The organism is Pantoea sp. GABEPS69 (genome assembly GCF_045780835.1).
GTDB lineage: Bacteria > Pseudomonadota > Gammaproteobacteria > Enterobacterales > Enterobacteriaceae > Pantoea > Pantoea septica.
Map to the genome: position 1 here is coordinate 1,947,412 of NZ_CP118618.1, position 19,317 is coordinate 1,966,728.

Annotated in this window: 20 protein-coding genes; 11 read left to right on the top strand and 9 right to left on the bottom strand. The window is 61.7% G+C overall.

Annotated elements, in window-relative coordinates; translation table 11 throughout:
• Nucleotides 1-126: 126 nt before the first annotated feature.
• From PVE98_RS09620 to PVE98_RS09635, 4 genes are all read left to right on the top strand, one after another.
• Entirely contained in the window at nucleotides 127-1,074 is a 948-nt protein-coding gene (locus PVE98_RS09620; protein ID WP_333620685.1) for a zinc-dependent alcohol dehydrogenase family protein, read from the top strand.
• A gap of 157 nt (nucleotides 1,075-1,231) precedes the next feature.
• Nucleotides 1,232-1,513: a hypothetical protein gene (locus PVE98_RS09625; RefSeq protein WP_033747964.1), complete on the top strand. Its 282-nt coding sequence runs from the start codon at nucleotides 1,232-1,234 to the stop codon at nucleotides 1,511-1,513.
• A 115-nt stretch (nucleotides 1,514-1,628) separates the two neighbouring features.
• Nucleotides 1,629-1,808: a hypothetical protein gene (locus PVE98_RS09630; RefSeq protein WP_096073207.1), complete on the top strand. Its 180-nt coding sequence runs from the start codon at nucleotides 1,629-1,631 to the stop codon at nucleotides 1,806-1,808.
• Nucleotides 1,809-1,899: 91 nt separating this feature from the next.
• Nucleotides 1,900-2,820 (top strand): nickel/cobalt transporter, encoded by a 921-nt coding sequence (locus PVE98_RS09635; protein WP_407568595.1) that lies wholly within the window; start codon nucleotides 1,900-1,902, stop codon nucleotides 2,818-2,820.
• On the opposite strand, the gene PVE98_RS09640 is transcribed toward PVE98_RS09635, so the two are convergent.
• Complete coding sequence (locus PVE98_RS09640; protein WP_096073206.1) at nucleotides 2,817-3,410, bottom strand: TetR/AcrR family transcriptional regulator; 594 nt, start codon at nucleotides 3,408-3,410, stop codon at nucleotides 2,817-2,819. The two genes, PVE98_RS09635 and PVE98_RS09640, sit on opposite strands and share 4 nt — an antisense overlap.
• A gap of 139 nt (nucleotides 3,411-3,549) precedes the next feature.
• Between PVE98_RS09640 and PVE98_RS09645 the strand changes: the two genes are divergently transcribed.
• Nucleotides 3,550-3,945, top strand: coding sequence for a RidA family protein (locus PVE98_RS09645; protein WP_033746988.1), 396 nt, complete (start codon nucleotides 3,550-3,552; stop codon nucleotides 3,943-3,945).
• Nucleotides 3,946-4,155: 210 nt separating this feature from the next.
• Nucleotides 4,156-5,583, top strand: a complete 1,428-nt coding sequence (locus PVE98_RS09650; RefSeq protein ID WP_333620683.1) for a trehalose-6-phosphate synthase — start codon at nucleotides 4,156-4,158, stop codon at nucleotides 5,581-5,583.
• A gap of 13 nt (nucleotides 5,584-5,596) precedes the next feature.
• Here PVE98_RS09650 and PVE98_RS09655 read toward each other — a convergent pair whose 3' ends face one another.
• Together PVE98_RS09655 and PVE98_RS09660 are read right to left on the bottom strand one after the other, a co-directional pair.
• A complete protein-coding gene (locus tag PVE98_RS09655; RefSeq protein ID WP_033746992.1) occupies nucleotides 5,597-5,947 on the bottom strand; it encodes a helix-turn-helix domain-containing protein in 351 nt (116 codons plus the stop codon).
• Between the two features lie 139 nt (nucleotides 5,948-6,086).
• Nucleotides 6,087-6,872, bottom strand: coding sequence for a MipA/OmpV family protein (locus tag PVE98_RS09660; protein WP_096073204.1), 786 nt, complete (start codon nucleotides 6,870-6,872; stop codon nucleotides 6,087-6,089).
• A 121-nt stretch (nucleotides 6,873-6,993) separates the two neighbouring features.
• Between PVE98_RS09660 and PVE98_RS09665 the strand changes: the two genes are divergently transcribed.
• The 4 genes from PVE98_RS09665 to PVE98_RS09680 all read left to right on the top strand — a co-directional run bounded on the left by PVE98_RS09665 (nucleotide 6,994) and on the right by PVE98_RS09680 (nucleotide 13,163).
• Complete coding sequence (locus tag PVE98_RS09665) at nucleotides 6,994-7,686, top strand: response regulator transcription factor (RefSeq protein ID WP_033746998.1); 693 nt, start codon at nucleotides 6,994-6,996, stop codon at nucleotides 7,684-7,686.
• Nucleotides 7,683-8,867: a cell wall metabolism sensor histidine kinase WalK gene (locus PVE98_RS09670; RefSeq protein ID WP_096073203.1), complete on the top strand. Its 1,185-nt coding sequence runs from the start codon at nucleotides 7,683-7,685 to the stop codon at nucleotides 8,865-8,867. The genes PVE98_RS09665 and PVE98_RS09670 overlap by 4 nt, the downstream gene beginning before the upstream one ends.
• Before the next feature lie 67 nt (nucleotides 8,868-8,934).
• Complete coding sequence (locus tag PVE98_RS09675) at nucleotides 8,935-10,086, top strand: efflux RND transporter periplasmic adaptor subunit (RefSeq protein WP_096073202.1); 1,152 nt, start codon at nucleotides 8,935-8,937, stop codon at nucleotides 10,084-10,086.
• Nucleotides 10,083-13,163 (top strand): efflux RND transporter permease subunit, encoded by a 3,081-nt coding sequence (locus PVE98_RS09680; RefSeq protein WP_407568588.1) that lies wholly within the window; start codon nucleotides 10,083-10,085, stop codon nucleotides 13,161-13,163. The genes PVE98_RS09675 and PVE98_RS09680 overlap by 4 nt, the downstream gene beginning before the upstream one ends.
• A gap of 38 nt (nucleotides 13,164-13,201) precedes the next feature.
• Here PVE98_RS09680 and PVE98_RS09685 read toward each other — a convergent pair whose 3' ends face one another.
• Nucleotides 13,202-13,495, bottom strand: coding sequence for a DUF1330 domain-containing protein (locus PVE98_RS09685; RefSeq protein ID WP_033747008.1), 294 nt, complete (start codon nucleotides 13,493-13,495; stop codon nucleotides 13,202-13,204).
• A gap of 118 nt (nucleotides 13,496-13,613) precedes the next feature.
• On the opposite strand from PVE98_RS09685, the gene PVE98_RS09690 reads away from it, so the two are divergent.
• Nucleotides 13,614-14,519 (top strand): LysR substrate-binding domain-containing protein, encoded by a 906-nt coding sequence (locus PVE98_RS09690; RefSeq protein WP_096073200.1) that lies wholly within the window; start codon nucleotides 13,614-13,616, stop codon nucleotides 14,517-14,519.
• Here the strand turns inward: PVE98_RS09690 and PVE98_RS09695 are convergent.
• The 5 genes from PVE98_RS09695 to dgoR form a co-directional block, all read right to left on the bottom strand.
• Nucleotides 14,507-15,898, bottom strand: coding sequence for an MFS transporter (locus PVE98_RS09695; protein WP_096073199.1), 1,392 nt, complete (start codon nucleotides 15,896-15,898; stop codon nucleotides 14,507-14,509). The two genes, PVE98_RS09690 and PVE98_RS09695, sit on opposite strands and share 13 nt — an antisense overlap.
• A gap of 85 nt (nucleotides 15,899-15,983) precedes the next feature.
• The gene (gene dgoD / locus PVE98_RS09700) at nucleotides 15,984-17,132 is read right to left on the bottom strand and encodes a galactonate dehydratase (RefSeq protein WP_033747013.1); all 1,149 of its coding nucleotides are present in this window, start codon (nucleotides 17,130-17,132) and stop codon (nucleotides 15,984-15,986) included.
• A complete protein-coding gene (locus PVE98_RS09705; RefSeq protein WP_033747015.1) occupies nucleotides 17,129-17,746 on the bottom strand; it encodes a 2-dehydro-3-deoxy-6-phosphogalactonate aldolase in 618 nt (205 codons plus the stop codon). Before PVE98_RS09705 ends, dgoD begins: the two co-directional genes overlap by 4 nt.
• Nucleotides 17,730-18,605, bottom strand: a complete 876-nt coding sequence (locus tag PVE98_RS09710; protein ID WP_096073198.1) for a 2-dehydro-3-deoxygalactonokinase — start codon at nucleotides 18,603-18,605, stop codon at nucleotides 17,730-17,732. Before PVE98_RS09710 ends, PVE98_RS09705 begins: the two co-directional genes overlap by 17 nt.
• Nucleotides 18,602-19,291, bottom strand: coding sequence for a D-galactonate utilization transcriptional regulator DgoR (gene dgoR, locus PVE98_RS09715; protein WP_033747020.1), 690 nt, complete (start codon nucleotides 19,289-19,291; stop codon nucleotides 18,602-18,604). Before dgoR ends, PVE98_RS09710 begins: the two co-directional genes overlap by 4 nt.
• Between the last annotated feature and the right edge of the window lie 26 nt (nucleotides 19,292-19,317).

Here is a 19,317-nt window from a genome sequence, read left to right on the forward strand (position 1 = left end):
GCGAATCCTTAACGGCTGCATTATCCGTAAGCAACGGTGCGTTCAAGGGTTGATAACGCAGGCGCTCAGCATCACTATGCCTCTCCTGAGAGTGTAAATGGACGTTCTGAACGACAAGGGGGAAAGATGACAAACCAAGCCCTGGCTTACCGAGGTTTCGGCCAGCCGGAAGAAGTATTGCATCTGGAGACGGGAGAAAAAGGCGAGCTTGCTGCCGACGCGATCAGAGTCACGATGCGCTATGCACCGGTTAACGCTTCCGACCTCATCCCGATGACGGTCGCCTATCAGCACCGTATCACGCTGCCGCAGGTTGCCGGCTACGAGGGTATGGGCGTGGTCACAGACGCGCCGGCAGCATACCGTCATTTAATGGGGCGACGGGTACTTGCTCTGCGAGGCGAAGGCACCTGGCAGAGTCAGGTAGATATTCCCGCCGCGCTTGCCATTTCCGTCCCCGATAATATTGACGACAGGCTGGCTGCGCGAGGTTATATCAACCCTCTTGCCGCAAAGCTGATGCTCGAGTACTTTTCACCGGCAGGTAAAGATATCCTGCTCACAGCGGCCGGGAGTGAGTGCGCCATGCTGCTAGGCCAGTGGGCGCTCCGCGCCGGCGCGCGCTCAGTGACGGGCATTCACCGCTCGCCAGTGCATGCGCTGAAGCTTGAACAGTGCGGCATTACGCCGGTTCAGGAGCAGGAGAGTGAGGCTATCGGCTATTATGCCGCGCGCGCCGGGGTCGTTTACGATGCCACCGGCGGCAGGCTGGCAGAAACGCTCCTTGAGCTGATGCCGCTGACCTCGCTGTTTATCAGCTATGGTCTTCTCTCCGGCGAAGTGTTCCGCGCTAAACATCACCTGCCGAAGATTCACTGGTTTCATGTGCGGCATTATCTTGCGGCAGCGGGCACAGACGGCTGGCAGCAGATGTTCAGAGCGCTGTGGCCGCTGCTCGCTGAAACTCATACTCACGACGTGCAGATATTTGCCGTTGAGGAGTGGAAAGCCGCCATAGGGGCTTACCGCACAGCGGGAAGGTCGGCTAAACCGCTTATTAAGCTGGACCCTTAAACGGGATTTCCGCCGCAGGTTGCGCCATGCGTCTGGCATAGCACAACCTGCACGCCAGGGGCTAGACAACCTCTTTGAACATAAAGCGACCCGAGGCCGGCGAGTTCCGCTACAATACTGTTTCCTTTAACAGCCGGAAAAAAAAGTGAAAGCTTTCATGGCCGCCGTTTTAATGCTGGCGCTGATAGCCTGCTCCAGCTCCACGGGGCGAAATTTTGATACGGCGAGCATTCAGAAAATACGCGTGGGAGCGACCACCCGCGCCGAGCTTATCGCGATGTTCGGCCCGCCCGATACGGAAACGCCTTATCCCAACGGGCAGCAGCTGCTGATGTGGAACTACAGCGAAGCGAGAACGCTTGATACGACGGCAGGCAAAACGCTTACCGTGCAAACCAAAAATGGCCGCGTGTTTAATTACACGCTGAGTAAAAGCTGACCGGCATAGCGCCGTCTCTCTCAGCGCAAAAAAAGCGCATAAACGGGGTTTTTTTCGCACCATTGCCAGCTGCCGTGCTGGGGTAGTCTGTCCCTCTTATCTCAAGGGGGAAATTATGGATACACGCACCATCGCTGTTTCGCTTGTTATGGCCATCAGTTTGCTCTGGATCCGGGCTTCGGCGGCGCAGTCGCCGCAGCAGACCGACGATCGGGTATGTCAGCCGATGAGCAAAGATTCAAAAGCAATAACTCAGAAAAGAATCGATGAGTGGCGTAACAGTCATGGTGCCTGACCGAACTTCAGGTACCCGGCGCTACGCCGTGCGATAAACCTGCCAGGATAGTCTATTGAAAAACGATCGCCGCAGCGCCGCCTCACTGATCATGCTAATGAGCTTTAGCGCGCTAGCGGGCGTGGCGCTGCTCTTTCTTTTCGCCCGGCACTGGGGCGAGTTTGTGCAGTATTGTCTTACCCTGCAAATTTCACTGCATCGCTATCTGGTGCAGTACCTGCTTCTGCAGCGCGACCATCACATCAAAGGCGGACTGATGCTGATAGCAGGCAGCTTTACCTACGGGTTTCTGCATTCGGTCGGTCCCGGCCACGGCAAGTTTGTCATTACCACCTGGCTGGCTACGCACCGGGAAAAACTCAACGCCAGCCGCCTGATTACGCTGGCAGGCAGCCTGATGCAGGGCCTCGTCGCGGTTCTGTTTGTCCTTATTCTCGCCATCTCGCTGAATCTCTCTATGGGCGATCTCAGCGTAAGCCGCTTCTGGATGGAAAAAGCGAGCGCATTGCTTATCGCGGGCTTTGGTATCGCGCTTATCGGACGGGCGATCGGTCGCGATCGCCTGCGACTCTTCGGTGCCAGAGCGTCACGCCATCAGCATGATGCGGCCTGCGGCTGCGGACATCAGCATCAGCCAAACGCCGCAGATCTGACCGGCGGCTGGCGCAATGCGGCCTGGGTTATTGCCGGTATCGGCATCCGTCCCTGTAGCGGGGCGCTGATGATTCTGGTCTTTGCCAACGCCGTAGGCATGTTCAGCTGGGGCGTGGCGGCGGTGATGGCGATGTCGCTGGGCACGGCGGTGTCGATTATGATCCTGGCCACCTGGGTGCATCACTTCAGAGAGTGGATGCTTGCCGCAAACCAACCCGTGATAATGCGCTACGCGGCCACGCTCGGCAGAGTGGCGATAGTCGCGGGCGGAATGGCGCTTATCCTTTTTGCGGCGGTGCTGTTTTCCACCGTGATCCCGATCAGTGCGAACGGCGATTTTATCACGGCAGGCTGCTAGGCCGTCTGGCGCAACCCGTTCACCAGCAGCGTGAACACCTGAACGACTTTCGGCAGCGCTCGCTGCGGATCGTCGCTGGCGGCAATCCACTGGGCGGCATTGAGCGCAGCGCTATTCAGCAGGCAGGCGGTTGCGTCCGGGTCTACCGTTTTAATCACGCCGCGTTCCAGCATCTCGGCAATGCGCTGGCGGGTGGATTCAAGGCAGCTGTTCTGGCTTGGCCACTGGGCCGGATTGCCTAAGAAAGCGGGGCCGTCCAGCAGCACGATGCGCCGCACTTCCTCATCCAGCGCCATCTTGATGTAGGCGACCCCTTCCGCCAGCAGCTTTTCCCACTCATCTCCAGCATCCACCGCGGCATCCCTGGCGCGCTGCGCCATCTCGCTATCTATCTGGGTGACGACGGCGGCCAGTAACCCCTTTTTATCGACGAAATTATGGTACAGCGCGCCGCGCGTCAGATTAACGCTGGCGGTCAGCTCATCCATCGATGCGGCGGCAAAGCCCTTTTCCGCAAAAGCTTTTCGCGCGGCGGCAATCAGCCTGGCGCGGTTTGCCTCCATGGTTTCGGCGCGGCGTTTCACAGCCATAGTGACTCCTTTTCACATACGTAACGTATCTGAGTTGACATACGGCGCGTATGTGTGATTAATGTGACATACGCCGCGTATATTAAATGTTTTATGCCGGCTGCGCATCCCGCTTCATGACCTCACAGAAGGAAATACCATGAACCAGCCTCAACCCGTTTTCCCGGCTAACCGCCACGCGCTCTATGAAGAGCATGGCTATTCCGCCGCCATCCGCTCCGGCGATTTGCTGTTTGTCTCAGGCCAGGTCGGCAGTCGCGCCGACGGAACGCCGGAGCCCGATTTCGCCGCGCAGGTAGCGCTTGCTTTCGACAACCTCCGGGCGACGCTGGCCGCCGCCGGATGTACCTTTAACGATCTGATTGACGTCACTACCTTTCATACCGATCCGGAAAAGCAGTTCCCGACCATTATGCAGGTCAAACACGCCGTATTCCCCGAACCGCCTTACCCGAACTGGACGGCCGTTGGCGTCAACTGGCTGGCAGGCTTCGATTTTGAAATCAAGGTGATTGCCCGCATCCCCGCCCAGTAAACAGGGCGACGCCTTTACTCAATTTTTATTTGCGCGCGTCCCATTAATACAAAATTTTTATACGCCCCATGGTTGAATCTCCTGCAGCACCTGCTTAAGGAGAATCAACCTGATGACATACCTCAACCTGACCTGTCCGCGCTTCCCTTTAATCTGTCCAGTTCACGCTCGCCGTCAGGTAATAATCTGGAGGCACTACAGGATCCTTCCATGTCAGGCTTAATTCTGGTTTCACATAACTACTCTCAGCACGCCACGCTCTCGGCGCTGTATGAAACTATCCTGTCGCGCCGCGGCGGACTATGGGTTAGCTGGAACGGGAAATGCGAAGCGATCGCGCCCGACACGCTGCGCACGCTTTCATTCCGCCACGGAAATAAGTTCGACACCCTGACGTTTCCGCTGACGCAGGAAGAGTCGGATGCCGGCTACCACGGGTACGTGCATCAGGGGCTGTGGCCCGTTTTTCATCAGCGCCCCGATCTGGCGCGCTTTACCCACCACGGCCGGCATCACTACCAGAAAATCAACGAAGCCTACGCCCGGGCGATCGCGGAGTATGCGATGCCGGACGATCGGCTCTGGATTCAGGACTATCATCTGATTCCCTGCATAAAACTGCTGCGCGAGGCGGGGCTGATCAACCGCACCGCATTTTTCTTTCATCAGCCGTTTCCAGCAGGGCAGGGATTCGAGGCGATTCCAGACTGGCAGTGGCTGGCCGAGTCGCTGCTGTGCAGCGATCTGATCGGCTTTCAGACCCTTCAGGACATGAATAACTTTCTGCTGTGGATCGAAAGCGAATACCGCACCGAGCGTCTTAGCGCCACTCGCGTACGCGTCCATGGCCGCATCATTACGACCGGCGTCTTTCCGGTGGGGATCGACCTGGAGGATGTGGAATATTTAAAAGAGAGCAACAGCTGTCGCCTGATGGAGCAGCAGTGCCGCGACACGCTGCCGGAACATACCGTGCTTAGCGGCGGCCATCTGGATAGCAGCGCCGGGCTGCCGTATCGCCTCAGCGCCATGGAGGTGCTGCTGCGCGCCCATCCCGAGCATGAAGGATCGATTCGCCTGCTGCAGCTCGCCTCAAAGGCCGCCGGGCATCTTCCGCGCGTCAAAGAGGTCGCTCAGGATCTGGAAAGCCGGTGCGGCGAAATGAACGGCGCGCACGGCATGCTGGGCTGGTATCCGGTTAGCTGTCTGACGCAGGCCTACAGCCGGGAAGAGCAGGCGGGCATCTACCGTGCATCGCGCGTCGCGCTGGTGACGCCGCTGATGGCCGGCATGAGCCTGATGGCGAAAATGTATGTGGCGCTGCAGGACCGCGCTAATCCCGGCGTGCTGATTCTGTCGCAGTTCGCGGGCGCCTCGGAGCACATGGACGGCGCGATTGTCGTCAATCCATACGATCCCGACGCCATCGCCGACGCTATCCATACCGCGCTGCGGCTGCCGCTAAAAGAGCGTCAGAACCGGCACGCCAGACTGATGAAAGGCATCCGGCGCCTCGACTGCCACTGGTGGGCCGACAGCCTGCTCGCCAGCCTGAACGAGGCGGAGGGCAATGACCGCCAGGCCTCGTCGGAGCACAGCCTCTACGTTACGGCGCCAAACGGACGCATCCGCTACTAGCAGACATCGCCTGCTAATCTTGCCGCAGGCGCGCCGCCCGCATCGTGCGCCGGTACAGGCCGGGAGGCATGCCGTATTGACGGCTAAACGCCCGGGTAAGCGTCTGCTGCGACTCAAACTGATAGCTGACGGCAATATCGGCAATACGGCGATCGCTGGTTATCAGTTCGCTGGCGATCGCTTTCATGCGTTCCAGACGAATAAACGCGCCGAGGCTGATGCCGTGATAAAGAAGAAAGCGCCGGTTTAAATACCACTGCGAATAGCCAAACCGGGCGGCAATATCCCGAAGGAGGAGGCGATGAGCAACATTTTCCCCTATCCAGCGCGCAAGGTCGGCGTACATCTGCTGTTCTGGCAACATAGAGAGATTCCCTTTTGAGGCTTCAGCCAGCGTCTGCTGCGATATCAAAAGAGATAGATCGCCCAGGCTAGCAGATAGATCGCTACGCACGCTAAATAGACGGCGACAAGCGTGAGCAGGTCCTTTGTTGAATACATCGTCAAAAGCTGTAGGTGATGGCGATCGTGCCCACGCCTTCGCCGCGGCGGAAAACCACCGGACTCTCCGCCGCACGATCGCCGAGCCAGCTGTAGCCTGCGCTGGCCAGGCTTCCCCAGTTGGCATCAAACTGATGACTCCAGCTGAGCGTGGTTTGCACCCCATAAAATCCGCCGGGCGCGCGATAGCGTTCAAAACCGGCGCGGCGGCTTTGCGCGGCGCTGACGCCATACCAGCTGTTCATATAGCGCGCATCGCCGAACAGCGCCGCCGACTGCAGCGCCAGGGTATCGCGCGTGGATTGCAGCGGCACCAGCGTCAGCGACGCCTGATAATTGACCCCTCGATCGTCGCTGAGCGGCAGCACCGCCTTGCCCTCAGCGCTAAGCCAGGGCGTGACCTGCCAGCCCAGCGCCAGCGCAGTATTGACGCTGGCGTCGATGTTGCCCATACCTTTGAGCCTGTCGGCGCCGTCGCGCCAGTCGGCGTCCTTATCGGCGCGGCCCAGGCTGTAGCCCAGCGTATGCTCAAGGTAGAAGCCGCCGTCGCTCTGCAGATCGTAGCCGACGCCTTTCTGGGCATCGGCAAAAAAAGCGCCGCGCCTTGCCTGAAAAATCGGCACCGGCTGCAGCCGCATCTTATCGGAGCCGCTGTAGCGCGGGGCATACTGCGCGCCCAGGCCGACCATAACGCCGTCCTGCGTCTCGCCGGCACCTGCGCGCGCCGCCGCGGTGCCGGCGAGCAGTGCCAGTCCGGCCATGTACAGCGTCGTATTTCTGGTTATCATCATGCCTCCTCGTCATCCGTTTTCTCCGCCCTTGACGGGCGATCGTACCGCCAGCCGCAACTATCCGGCGGACGTGTCAATAAACGGCCAGGGATTTATGAAGAAAGTGTCAAGGTGAGCCATGCAGAACAAAAAGATTCTGATTATCGAAGACGACGCCAGCGTGGCGGAGGTGCTGGAAGCCTATCTGCGCCGGGAAAACTATCTGGTCAGAGTGGCGGCTGACGGCGTGTCCGGGCTGGAGCAGGCCGAGCGCTGGCGGCCCGATCTGGTGCTGCTCGACGTTATGCTGCCTGGCCTGAACGGCACAGAGGTGCTGGCAAAGATCCGACGCGGCAGCGATGTGCCGGTTATTATGGTCACGGCGATGGGCGATACGCCGGATCGCATCGGCGCGCTGCGCTACGGAGCGGATGACTACGTGGTCAAGCCTTATCATCCCGGCGAGGTGGTGGCGCGGGTGCAGGCGGTATTACGACGCAGCCACCCTAAGCCGCCAGCGGAAGAGGTGCTGCGATGGGGCGCGCTGGAGGTCAATACCGCGGCCATGACGGTGACGGTAGAGCGAGGAGAGGGCGTGGCCAGCCTCGATATCACCCCGACAGAATTTTCCTTGCTGGCCACTCTGATGCGCGCGCCGGTGCGCGCGCTGAGCCGCCAGTATCTGCTTGAGCAGTGCCTGCCCGAAAGCGACGCGCTGGAGCGCGTCGTGGATACGCACATCTATAACCTGCGGCGCAAGCTGGAAGCGGCGGGCATCGCGGAGGTGCTGCTGAACGTGCGCGGCATCGGCTACCGGTTCCGGCAGCCATGAAAAAAACGTATCCGCAAACCCTGTGGCGCTGGCTCTGCGTACGCATTCTCACCCTGGCGATAGGCACCGTGGTGCTGATCGCGCTGTGCATGTGGCTGCGCTTTACGGCGCAGTATCTCTGGATCACCTGGCATATGCCGCCTGATGTGCTGAAAACCTTTTTGATCCTGCGTGAGAATCCGCAAATCGATCCCGCTCGCTTTCACCAGATTGTCGATAGCTGGTGGGGCATTCGCTATTCCGATCCCTCTATCGCCTCGGCCGACTGGATCACCGTCGGCATTCTGGTGCTGGTGACCATTCCGTTTATCGCCTATTTTGGCCTGCGTCATGCCCGGCCGCTTTCGGCGCAGTTCAGCCAGCTCAGACGCGCCGCGGAGAGCGTAACGGAGGGAGATTTCGGCGCGCAGGCCGCGCTCACGCCGGGCGCGCCGGCGGAGCTGGCGCATCTGGCGCAGAACTTTAACGCCATGACGCGACAGCTGGCGCGCTATGACAAAGAGCTGCGCGCCTCTCACGTTGCTATGGCGCATGAGCTGCGCTCGCCTCTGACGGCGGCGATGGTGCGGCTGCAGGCGCTGATCGACGGCGTATTCACGGCGGATCGACGGCAGCATGGGCTGATTATGGAGCAGTTAAGCTGTCTGCGCAGGCTGATTGATGAGCTGCATCTGCTTTCGCTGGCCGATGCGGGGCAGCTCAGCCTGGACACGAAACCCTGTAATCCAGCAGATCTGCTGCGCGAGCGCCTGCTGTGGATTAGGCCGCAGCTTGATGCGGCGGGCATGCGCGCGGAGACGGGGGTAACGGAGAACGCGATGCTGAATATCGATCCGTTTCGGCTGGGACAGGTATTGACCATCCTGCTGGAAAATGCGCTGCGCTATGCTGGCTCCGGCGGCAGGATAATGCTCAGCGCCCGCCGCTGCGATGAGGGATATGAAATCAGCGTTCAGGATAGCGGCCCCGGCGTGCCGCCCGCCTTTTTGCCGATCATGTTTGAGCGCTTTACGCGCGGCGAGGCGTCGCGAGCGCGTCACTCCGGAGGCAGCGGGCTGGGCCTCTCTATCGCACAGGCGATCTGCCAGGCGCACGGCGGCGCCATCGTGGCGTCGCTTCCGCCTGAAGGCGGGCTGCGGATGCGCATTCTGCTGCCCGAACGTCTCTTGACACACTCTTGATGGTTCACCGCAAGAATCTCGATAATTAAGCGGTGTAATGGCGCAAACGTTACTAAGGAACTGCGCCATGTCTGATGAACTTACCGCCCTGATCGAGCAGGGCGCCGGGCATCTGCTCGTTACCCGCCATCTCAACTGGCTGCCGCCGTTGCTGCCGGGCCTGATGCTGATGGTCGCCATGCTGACCGGCTGCGATCGGCAGCGGCCAGCCAGCGCGCCGCCGCCCCCGCGCCCGGTTAAATGCGTGACGGTCGCGCCTGCCGCCGTCACGGCGCCTCTCCTGACCGGCGACATACGCGCCCACGATGAGACCACGCTGAGCTTCAGGCTTGAGGGCAGGATCCTGACGCGCAGCGCTGAACCGGGCGCGCGATTTCGGCGCGGCGACACCCTGGCCACGCTCGACAGCCCGCTGGCCCTTAGCCAGATGACCCGCGCGCAGGCGGACCTCGACAGCAGCCGCGCCGCCGAAAAAGTCGCTGCGCTTACGCTGCATCGCATGCGGCTGCTGATGCCGTCCGGCGCCGTTGCGCGGGCGCAGCTCGATACCGCTGCGGCGGACTGGCAGGCCGCGCTGTCGCGGCTGCAGAGCAGCGAGGCGGCGCTAAAAAATGCGCAGGAAAACCTGCGCTGGCGCGCGCTGACCGCGCCCGATGATGGAATCGTGATCGGTGTCAGCGCCTCGGCAGGCCAGGTCATCAGCGCCGGAGAGGCGGTCTATAGCGTCGCCTTCGGTAGCCGTCGGGACGTGGTATTTGACGTCGCCGCGCCCGACAGCGTTTCCCGACGGCCCGGCGCGGTTTTTCAGGTCGCGCTGCTGCGTAATCCTGCCGTCGTTACCACCGGCCATTTGCGCGATGTCAGTCCGCAGGCCGATGCCCAAACGCGCAGCTGGCGGGTACGCGTCACGCTGGATAACCCGCCGTCGGACATGGTACTGGGCGCAAGCGCCACGATCGCGCTGCCAGCAGGTGAGGGCGAGCCGCTGATAAGGCTGCCGGCCGCCGCGCTGACGCGGCTGGCGGGAGAGCCGGCGGTGTTCGTGCTGGATCCGCTTCGCAGCCTGGTCCGCCGTCGCGCCGTGCGCATCGCCGGCTATGCGTCTGAGTCGGTGCTGATTCGCGCTGGCGTTGCGCCGGGTGAGCGAGTCGTGACGGCTGGGGTCAGAACCCTGCGCGACGGCGAGCGGGTGACGCAGACAGAAGGAATATCTTTATGACGCCCGCCTTCAATCTTTCCGCCTGGGCGCTGCGCCGCCAGCAGCTGGTGGCGTTTCTGATGCTGCTAATCGTGGCCGCCGGCGTCGTCAGCTACCAGCAGCTTGCGCGCAACGAAGATCCCGCCTTTACCATTAAAACGGCGGTGGTCTCCGCACAGTGGCCCGGCGCGACGCTTGACGACACGGTTCATCTGCTCACCGATCCGCTAGAGAAAAAGCTGCAGGCGATCCCCATGCTCGACTACGTTCAGAGCGAAACGCGCGCCGGACGCAGCGTGATCTTCGTTAATCTGCGCGATGAGACGCCGCCGGCGCGGGTTGCCGATATCTGGTATCAGGTACGAAAAGCGATGCAGGACGTCGCGCCCGCGTTACCGCAGGGCGTTCAGGGTCCCGCCGTCAACGATGAGTTCGAGGATACGTTTGGCACAATTTACGGCTTCACCAGCGACGGCTTTAGCCTGCGGGAAGTGCGCGACCGCGTCGAGGCGATCCGCCGCGACCTGATGAGCCTGCCCGACACAGGCAAAGTGCAGCTGCTTGGCGAGCAGCAGGAACAGCTGGTGATCGCCTTTTCACCGCGCCAGCTCGCATCAATGGGGCTGGATCTACAGCAGGTTGCGGACGCCCTGCGCGCGCAGAATGTGGTGGCGCCAGCAGGGACGGTGCGCACGCCGGAGGATAATATCGCCCTGCGCGTCAGCGGCGCCTTCTGCGATGAAGCGAGCCTGCGCGCGGTGACGCTGCGCCTCAACGGGCGCTATGTGCCGCTTACCGATATCGCCACGGTGACGCGCAGGGTGGCGGAGCCTCCGGCTCCGCTGTTTCGCGTTAACGGCCAGCCGGCAATCGGCCTGGCCATTTCCATGGCGCCCACCGGAAACATGCTGGCGTTCGGCCAGGCGCTGCGCGCGCGCATGCGTCAGGAGGGTGCGCAGCTGCCGCACGGCATAGAGATGACCCAGGTTGCCGATCAGTCGGCGGTGGTGAAACAGGCGGTCAGCGGATTTCTCCGCGTGCTCGCCGAAGCGGTGCTTATCGTGCTGGCCGTCTCCTTTGTTTCGCTGGGAATGCGGGCCGGCCTGGTGGTAGCGGCTGCCATTCCACTGGTGCTGGCAATGACCTTTGCCTGTATGCATCTGGCCGGTATCGGACTGCAGCGCATCTCGCTCGGCGCGCTGATTATCGCGCTGGGTCTGCTGGTCGATGACGCCATGATCGCGGTGGAAACCATGGTGGCGCGCCTCGAAGCGGGCGAGTCGCGCGCCGACGCTGCGATCGGGACCTTTAGCGCGACGGCCTGGCCGATGCTGACCGGCACGCTGGTCACTATCGCGGGTTTCATTCCGGTTGGCTTTGCTGCCTCGAGCGCCGGCGAATACTGCTACACCCTGTTTGCGGTGGTGCTTATCGCGCTGATCTGTTCGTGGATCGTGGCGGTGCTCTTCTCGCCGCTGACCGGCAGCTGGCTGCTGCCGGCCCGACTGCCGCCGCAGGCGTCAGGCCATCGCGGGCTGAGCGCGCGCTATCGTCGTCTGCTTGAGCGCATTCTCCGGCATCGGCTTATCACCCTTGCTCTCGCTCTCGCCGCGTTGTTGCTGGCGGGCGTGGGCGCCACTTTTATGCAGGGCGAATTTTTTCCGGCCTCTGATCGGCCTGAACTGCTGGTCAGCCTGGCGCTGCCGGCGAACGCCTCGCAGGCGGCGACGCTGCGTCAGACCCAGCGGCTGGAGCGCGCGCTGTCGGCCAGCCGCGATATCGATCGCTACTCCGCTTACGTCGGAAGCGGGGCGGTGCGCTTTTATCTGCCGATGGATGTTCTGCTGGAGGATGAAAACACCGCCCAGCTGGTGGTGGTGGCGAAAGACCTGGCGGCACGGGCGCGGCTTCAGCGCTATCTCGCCGCGCTGCTCGCCCGGGAATTCAGCGATATCACTACCCGCGTGTCGCCCCTTGAGCTGGGGCCGCCGGTCGGCTGGCCGGTGCGTTATCGCGTCAGCGGGCCGGATGACGGACGCGTTCAGGCGCTGGCGGAACGGCTTGCCGCCGCGCTCGGCCGCTCCTCTCTGACGCGTGAGGTAAATCAGACGGCAGGCGAGCCTGAGCGGGTGGTGACCCTGAAGGTTAACCAGACGGCCGCGCGCGCGGTAGGGCTCTCCTCAGAGCAGATCGCCAGCTATCTCAACACCCTCTGGTCTGGCGCGACCATTACTCGCGTGCGCGATAATGACCGGCTGGTTGACGTGGTGTTGCAGGGCAACGCGGCGGAGAGAAACGATCTCAGCAGCCTCCAGGCACTGATGATAACGGCGCCGACGGGCGTGAAAATCCCACTGGCGCAGGTCGCTACGCCGCAGTGGGCGCTGGAGGATCCGGTAATCTGGCGTCGCCAGCGTCTGCCGTTTATCACCGTGCAGACCGACCTGCCGCCCGGCCTGCGCGCCGAAGCGGTGTCGGCCGGCCTGGGCCCGATCCTCGACAGATTCAGAGCCAGCCTGCCGCCAGGCTACAGCATCAGCGAAGAGGGTGCCGTAGCCGAGTCGAACAAGGGCAACGGATCGGTTTTCGCCGTGCTGCCGGTCACGCTGCTTTGCATGCTGACGCTGCTGATGATCCAGCTTCAGCGCTTCTCCCGCATGCTGCTTGCGCTGCTGATGGCGCCTTTTGCCCTGCCGGGCATCGTCCTGGCGATGCTGCCGACCGGCACGCCGATGGGGTTTGTGGCGCTGCTGGGCATTATCGCGCTGGCAGGCATGATTATCCGCAATGCGGTGATACTCATCACCGAAGCGGAGAGCCAGCTAAGCGCGGGACGCCCCTGTAACGAGGCGATTGCCGCCGCCGGCATGCACCGCGCGCGTCCCGTGCTGCTGACCGCCAGCGCAGCCATTCTGGGCATGATCCCGGTTTCGCATCAGATTTTCTGGGGCCCGATGGCGCTGGCGATTATCGGCGGGCTGATTGCAGCGACGCTTGTTACGCTGACGGTGCTGCCGGCGGCGCTCAGCCTGGTGATGCAGGCGGAAGCACGTACCAGGGCGAGGCGCTGGTCCGACAGGCATCCTTCAGCGAGCTGACACGGCCGCCAGCGAGGCGGCCGCTTTTCAGCACGACGTCAGACGCTGCCTTCGACCAGCACAAAGGTGCCGGTGGCCGCGCCCGCGCGCAGCTTTCGTGCGGCCTGATAGGCCGGGCTTTCATAGAAGCGCTTCGCCTCGGCAAAAGAGGCGAATGCGAAAATCACGTGCCGCTCATGCACCTCGCCTTCCAGATTTTCATATTGTCCGGACCAGGCGACGATTTCCGGGCTGAATTCCCGCATCGCCTCGCCGGCTGCGCTGGCGTATTCCGCGTAGGCCGCGGCGTCCGATACGGTGACGTGAGCGATTAAATAACCTTTTGCCGTCATGATAAGTACCTTCATTGATGAACAGAGTTTAAAAGCAGGGTGTAAAACCACTCTATTGACTATTAAACTGCGCATAAACAGCCGAAATAAGAACGTGCTGTTACCGGAAAAGTGAACAATGAAGAATCTTGATGCGCTAATGGTGTTTGCGCGCGTGGCGGAGATGACAAGCTTTACCCGCGCGGCAGAAAGCCTGGGCATGCAGAAAGGGCGCGTATCGGCGGTGATACGCGAACTGGAGGCGGAGGTCGGTGCCACGCTGCTGCACCGCACCACGCGCAGCGTGCAGCTCACCGAGGATGGCCGCGCCTTTTATTCCCGCGCGCGGGACCTGCTGGCGGAGGCGGAAGAGTTACAGTCGATGTTCGCGGATCAGGGCGCGCCGCTGCGTGGGCGGCTGCGCGTCGATATGCCCACCGTGCTGGCGCAGTCGGTGGTGATACCGGCCTTGCCGCAGCTGATGGCGGCGCATCCGGCGCTGGAGATTGAGCTTTCCAGCACCGATCGCCGCGTCGACCTGGTGCAGGAAGGGTTTGACTGCGTGCTCCGTCTTGGCCCCGTCGCGGATGAGACGCTGATTGCCCGGCCCTTAGGCAAGCTGCGCATGATCAATGCCGCAAGCCCGGCCTATCTCGCCCGTTACGGCACGCCGCACACTCTCGAGGAGCTGGTCACTCAGCAACACAGCATGGTGCACTACGTGAGACATTTCGGCGCGAAACCCGACGGATGGGAATATCCGTCGGGCGACGGCTATAAAACGCTGATGCTGCCGGGCATGATGAAGGTGAACAGCGTGCAGACTTATCACGAGGCCGGGCTGGCGGGGATGGGACTCATCCAGGCGGGCTACTCCGCGCTGGCGCCGCATCTCGCCGCCGGCGCGCTGGTGGAGGTGCTGCCCGATCTGCGTCCCGCGCCGCTGAACGCCTTTTTCGTGGTGGCGCACCGCCGAAGCCTGTCGCAACGCGTCAGGGCCTTTATGCACTGGACGGAGGCGCTGCTCAAACCTTATTTTGACTGAGGGGTCTCCAGCGGACGCAGACCGTTGCGGCTTTCTTCAGGCCCGGCGATGCGTTTTACCTCGCCTACCAGCAGGATATAGGAGAGCGCGCCGATCAAGGCCACCGCCGCGATATAGATCAGGGCCGGGCCAAAGCCGTAATCCTGCGCCAGATAGCCAATCACCAGCGGAACGGTTATGCCGCCCAGCCCGCCGACGAAATTGAATACGCCGCCGGTCAGGCCAATCAGACGCATCGGCGCCAGCGACGATACCAGCGACCAGGTGATTGAGGCGAAGCCGTTGCCGAAAAAGGCCACCGCCATCAGCGTCATAATCCAGACGGGATCGTTGGTGTAGTTGGCGCCCATAATGCAGGTGGAGATCAGCAGTCCGCAGATAATCGGCGTTTTACGCGCCGCGCCGAGCGAATAGCCTCTCTTCACCAGTCTGTCCGCCAGCCAGCCGGAGAGCAGCACGCCAACAAAAGCGGCGAGAAAGGGCACCGTGGTCATAAAGCCCGCTTTCAGCGCGGTGATGTCTTTCTCCTGGGTCAGGTAGTTAGGGAACCAGGTCAGGAAAAACCACAGCGTCGAGGTCACGGCGAACTGTCCCAGATAGACGCCCAGCAGCTTGCGATGAAACACCAGCTTCCAGTCGGCTTTGCTCAGCGGCTGACGCGCTTCGCGGGTGGCGGGCGCATCGCCGTCAACCAGGCCGCCGCCGCGCTGTATATAATCGAGCTCCGCTTTGCCGATACCTCTGGTAAGACGCGGCGGCTGATAAACCCTGAACCAGACCAGCGACCAGATAATGCCGATACCGCCGGTGACGATAAAGACCCAGTGCCAGCTCAGCAGCTCCTGAATCCAGATTAACAGCGGCGTCAGAAAAGCCAGGCCGACAAACTGCCCGGAGGTGAAGAAACCCACCGCGGAGGCGCGCTCCTGTTCCGGGAACCAGCTGGTGACCATGCGGTTATTGGTGGGAAAGGCGGGCGCTTCGAAGATGCCGGTTACGGCGCGCAGGGCGATCAGCGATATCAGCCCGGTGGCGAAGCCCTGCAGCAGGGTCGCCACCGACCAGCCCAGAATGGCGATAAAATAGGTCAGCCGCGAACCAATGCGATCGAGAAACCAGCCGCCGGGGATCTGGCACAGGGTATAAAGCCAGGCGAATGCGGAAAAGACATAGCCCATCTCCGCTTTCGTGATGCCGAACTCCTGCTGAATATGCGCGGAAGCCACGGCCAGATTAGCCCGGTCGACGTAACAGATCACGACGGTAATAAAGATCATCAACAGCGTGAGATAACGACGTCGCCCTGGTTTTGCATTATTTACGGAAATATCCATCGCAATCTGTCTCCAGATTTTGGGCATGGCGAAGCCGTTCACCATGCCCTGTTATTTACAGAGGGTGTGTTTTCTATTTATTTATTGTCAGAGAATCCGCGACGAGCGGAGCCGGGTTAAATAATCCGCCTTACCACTCCGCGACGGAACCGTCCGCATGGCGCCACAACGGATTACGCCAGTCTGGCGCGTTTTTGCTGCGTTCGATCACCTGCTCCTCGTCGATTTCCACGCCGAGTCCCGGTTTCATTAAGGGTTTAAAGAAGCCGCCTTCCATGCTGAAGTCCGCTTTGTTTTTCACAAAGTCGAGCAGCTCCGCGCCCTGGTTGTAATGAATGCCCATGCTCTGCTCCTGGAAAACCGCGTTGCGCGAGACGAAATCGACGTGCAGACAGGCGGCAAGGGCGATCGGGCCGAGCGGGCAGTGCGGCGCGAAGGCGACGTCGTAGGCTTCCGCCATCGCGGCGATTTTTACGCACTCGGTGATGCCGCCGGCATGGGAGAGATCGGGCTGCAGAATCGCCAGTCCGCCCGCCTCGAGCACGCGTTTGAACTCAAAACGCGAGAACATGCGTTCGCCCGCCGCGATAGGGATAGCGGTTTGCGCCGCCAGCCTGGGGTAATATTCCGCCTGCTCCGCCAGTACCGGCTCCTCGATAAACAGCGGGCGGTAGGGTTCAAGCTCTTTAATCAACACCTTCGCCATCGGCGCGCTCACGCGGCCGTGAAAGTCGAGGCCGAACTCAATCTTATCGCCGAACGCATCGCGAATTTGCGCGACGGTATTCACCGCGGCGTCGACTTTGCGCGAGTCGTCGATAATGCCCAGCTCTTCGCAGCCGTTAAGCTTGAAGGTGTCAAAGCCGATTTCGCGTAACGTATGGATGCCGGCGATCACGTCCGCCGGTCGATCGCCGCCCACCCAGCTATAAGCTTTGATTTTATCCCGCACCAGGCCGCCCATCAGTTGCCATACCGGCGCGCCCAGCACCTTGCCTTTGATATCCCACAGCGCCTGATCGATGCCGGCGATGGCGCTCATCATGATCGGGCCGCCGCGGTAAAAACCGGCGCGGTACATCACCTGCCACAGATCGTTAATGCGCGCCGGATCCTGACCAATCAGGTAGTCGCCGAGTTCATGCACGGCGGCTTCGACGGTGCGCGCGCGTCCCTCGATAACGGGTTCGCCCCAGCCGACGACGCCTTCGTCGGTTTCGATTTTAAGAAACATCCAGCGCGGGGGTAAACGGTATGTGGTGAGCCGGGTTATTTTCATTTCACTGCCTCTCTGTATGCCTGAACAAATGCGGCCGCCTGCTGCGCGGTTCGCTCCACGGGCTGACCGGCGCGATAGAGATCGCTGCCGAGCCCGGCCCCTGCGCAGCCCGCCTCAAGCCACTGCGCCAGGTTTTCCGGCGTAACGCCGCCCACGGCCAGCACCGGCACGTCGTCGGGCAGCACCGCTTTTAGCGCCTTGATGTAGCCCGGGCCGAACGCGGAGGAGGGGAATATTTTTAACGCCTGCGCGCCGGCCTCCAGCGCGTTAAAGGCTTCGCTGGCCGTCGCGCAGCCAGGACAGACGATCATGCCGAGGTTTACGGCGTGGCGGATTAGCGCCGGCTGAATATTCGGCGTCACGATAAGCTTGCTGCCCATCTCCGCCAGCCTGTCCACCTGTTCGGTTTTCAACACCGTTCCGGCGCCTATCAACGCCCTGTCGCCGTAAGCCTCAAGGATCAGTGGGATGCTGAGCTCCCACTGCGGCGAATTGAGCGGAATTTCCACCGCATCGAAACCCGCGTCGATAACGGCGCCGACGTGCGCCACGACCTCGTCTGGCGTGACGCCGCGCAGAATCGCGATAAGGGGAAGTTCAGTTTGCCATTGCATTAACGATGCTCCTTATGCCTGCCTGAAAGGCGGTATCGCCGGCTATTACGCTGGCCTGCTGGCCAGCGGCGGCCAGCGCCTGTTGATATCGGCGGGTCAGCGATTCTCCGCCGACGAGGGCGATCGGCTGATGACCAAAGCGTTCGCGCATCGTGGCGACCTCCGCACCAATCAGCAGACCGGATAAAAATTCGCTGACCTCTTCAGGGGCCAGGCTGCCGAGGATATGCGCGGCGCGGATCTCGAAGAGCTGCGCCAGCAGCGCCGGTGTCGCAATTCCGCGCGCCAGTCCGGCGTCAAACGCTGTCTGCGACGGCTGCTGTTCAGGCAAACCGGCGCCAAGTAGCGAGTGGCGCAGCAGCAGCGCGTGAAGTTCGCCGGTCATCACGGTGTGAAAGTCGAGAATACGTTCGTTGTCGATCTGCACCCACTTACAGTGGGTGCCCGGCATCACGTAAACGGGCGAGGGCGCCAGCGCGTGGGCGCCAAGCAGCTGCGTCTCTTCGCCGCGCATCACGTTATGGTGATCCTCGCGGCTGACGCACATACCGGGCACGATCCAGACGTTGTCGGCGACGGGCGTCAGCTGCTCGCCGATGGCTGATAAGCGGGCAGGCAGCGGCAGATAGGGCACGCTTTTCCAGCCCACGTTGCTCCCCACCATCCCGGCCATCACCACCGGCGTCGCGCCGTCGCGCCACCCCTGCGTGATCTCGTCTAATACCGCCTGCGGGCGCTTTCCGTTCAGCCGGGTGACGCCCGCTTCTGACTCTCTGCTTTCCTGACAGCGTTCGTTGTCGAAAAGCCAGGCGCGCAAATTGGTGGAGCCCCAGTCAACGGCGATATAGCGAGATCTCATGTAATGTCCTTTAACCTGTGTGTCGAGCTGGCGATCATGGTGTACGCCGCCTGCTCTGCCGCATCGCCGTTCTGCAGCCGTATGGCGTCGAACAGCGCTTTATGTTCGCTTAGCGTTTTCGGCATATTGGCCTCGTCGCCCTGCCAGGTACGCTCGAAGACGGCGCGCTGGAGGGAGCTGATCGCCACGCTAAGCTGTTCCAGCACCGGGTTGTGCACCGCGCGCAGCACCGCTTCGTGATAGCGAATGTCCGCTTCGTTAAAGGCGTCCCGGTCCTGGTTGTTGGCGATCATGTCGTTGAGCGCCGATTCAATCTGCGCCAGATCCTGCGACGTCGCGCGCTCCGCCGCCCAGCGGGCGATGGCCGGTTCAACCAGATTGCGCACTTCGCTCATGGCCGCAATCAGGCGCGGATCGTCGTCGTTTTCCAGCACCCACTGCAGTACGTCCGAGTCCAGGTAGTTCCACTGATTGCGCGGCGTGACGAAGGCGCCGTAGTAACGCTTTATTTCAATAAGCCGCTTCGCCGTCAGCGAACGGAACACCTCGCGGATGATATTGCGCGAGGTGGCGAATTCGTCACACAGCTCCGCCTCGGCCGGCAGCGGCGCGCCGGGCAGATATTTTCCGCTGACGATCTGCTGGCCCAGCGTAATCACGATACGGTCGGTTTTGTTGAGGGTCATAGAAGCTCCTTGTGCCTGCCTGTTTG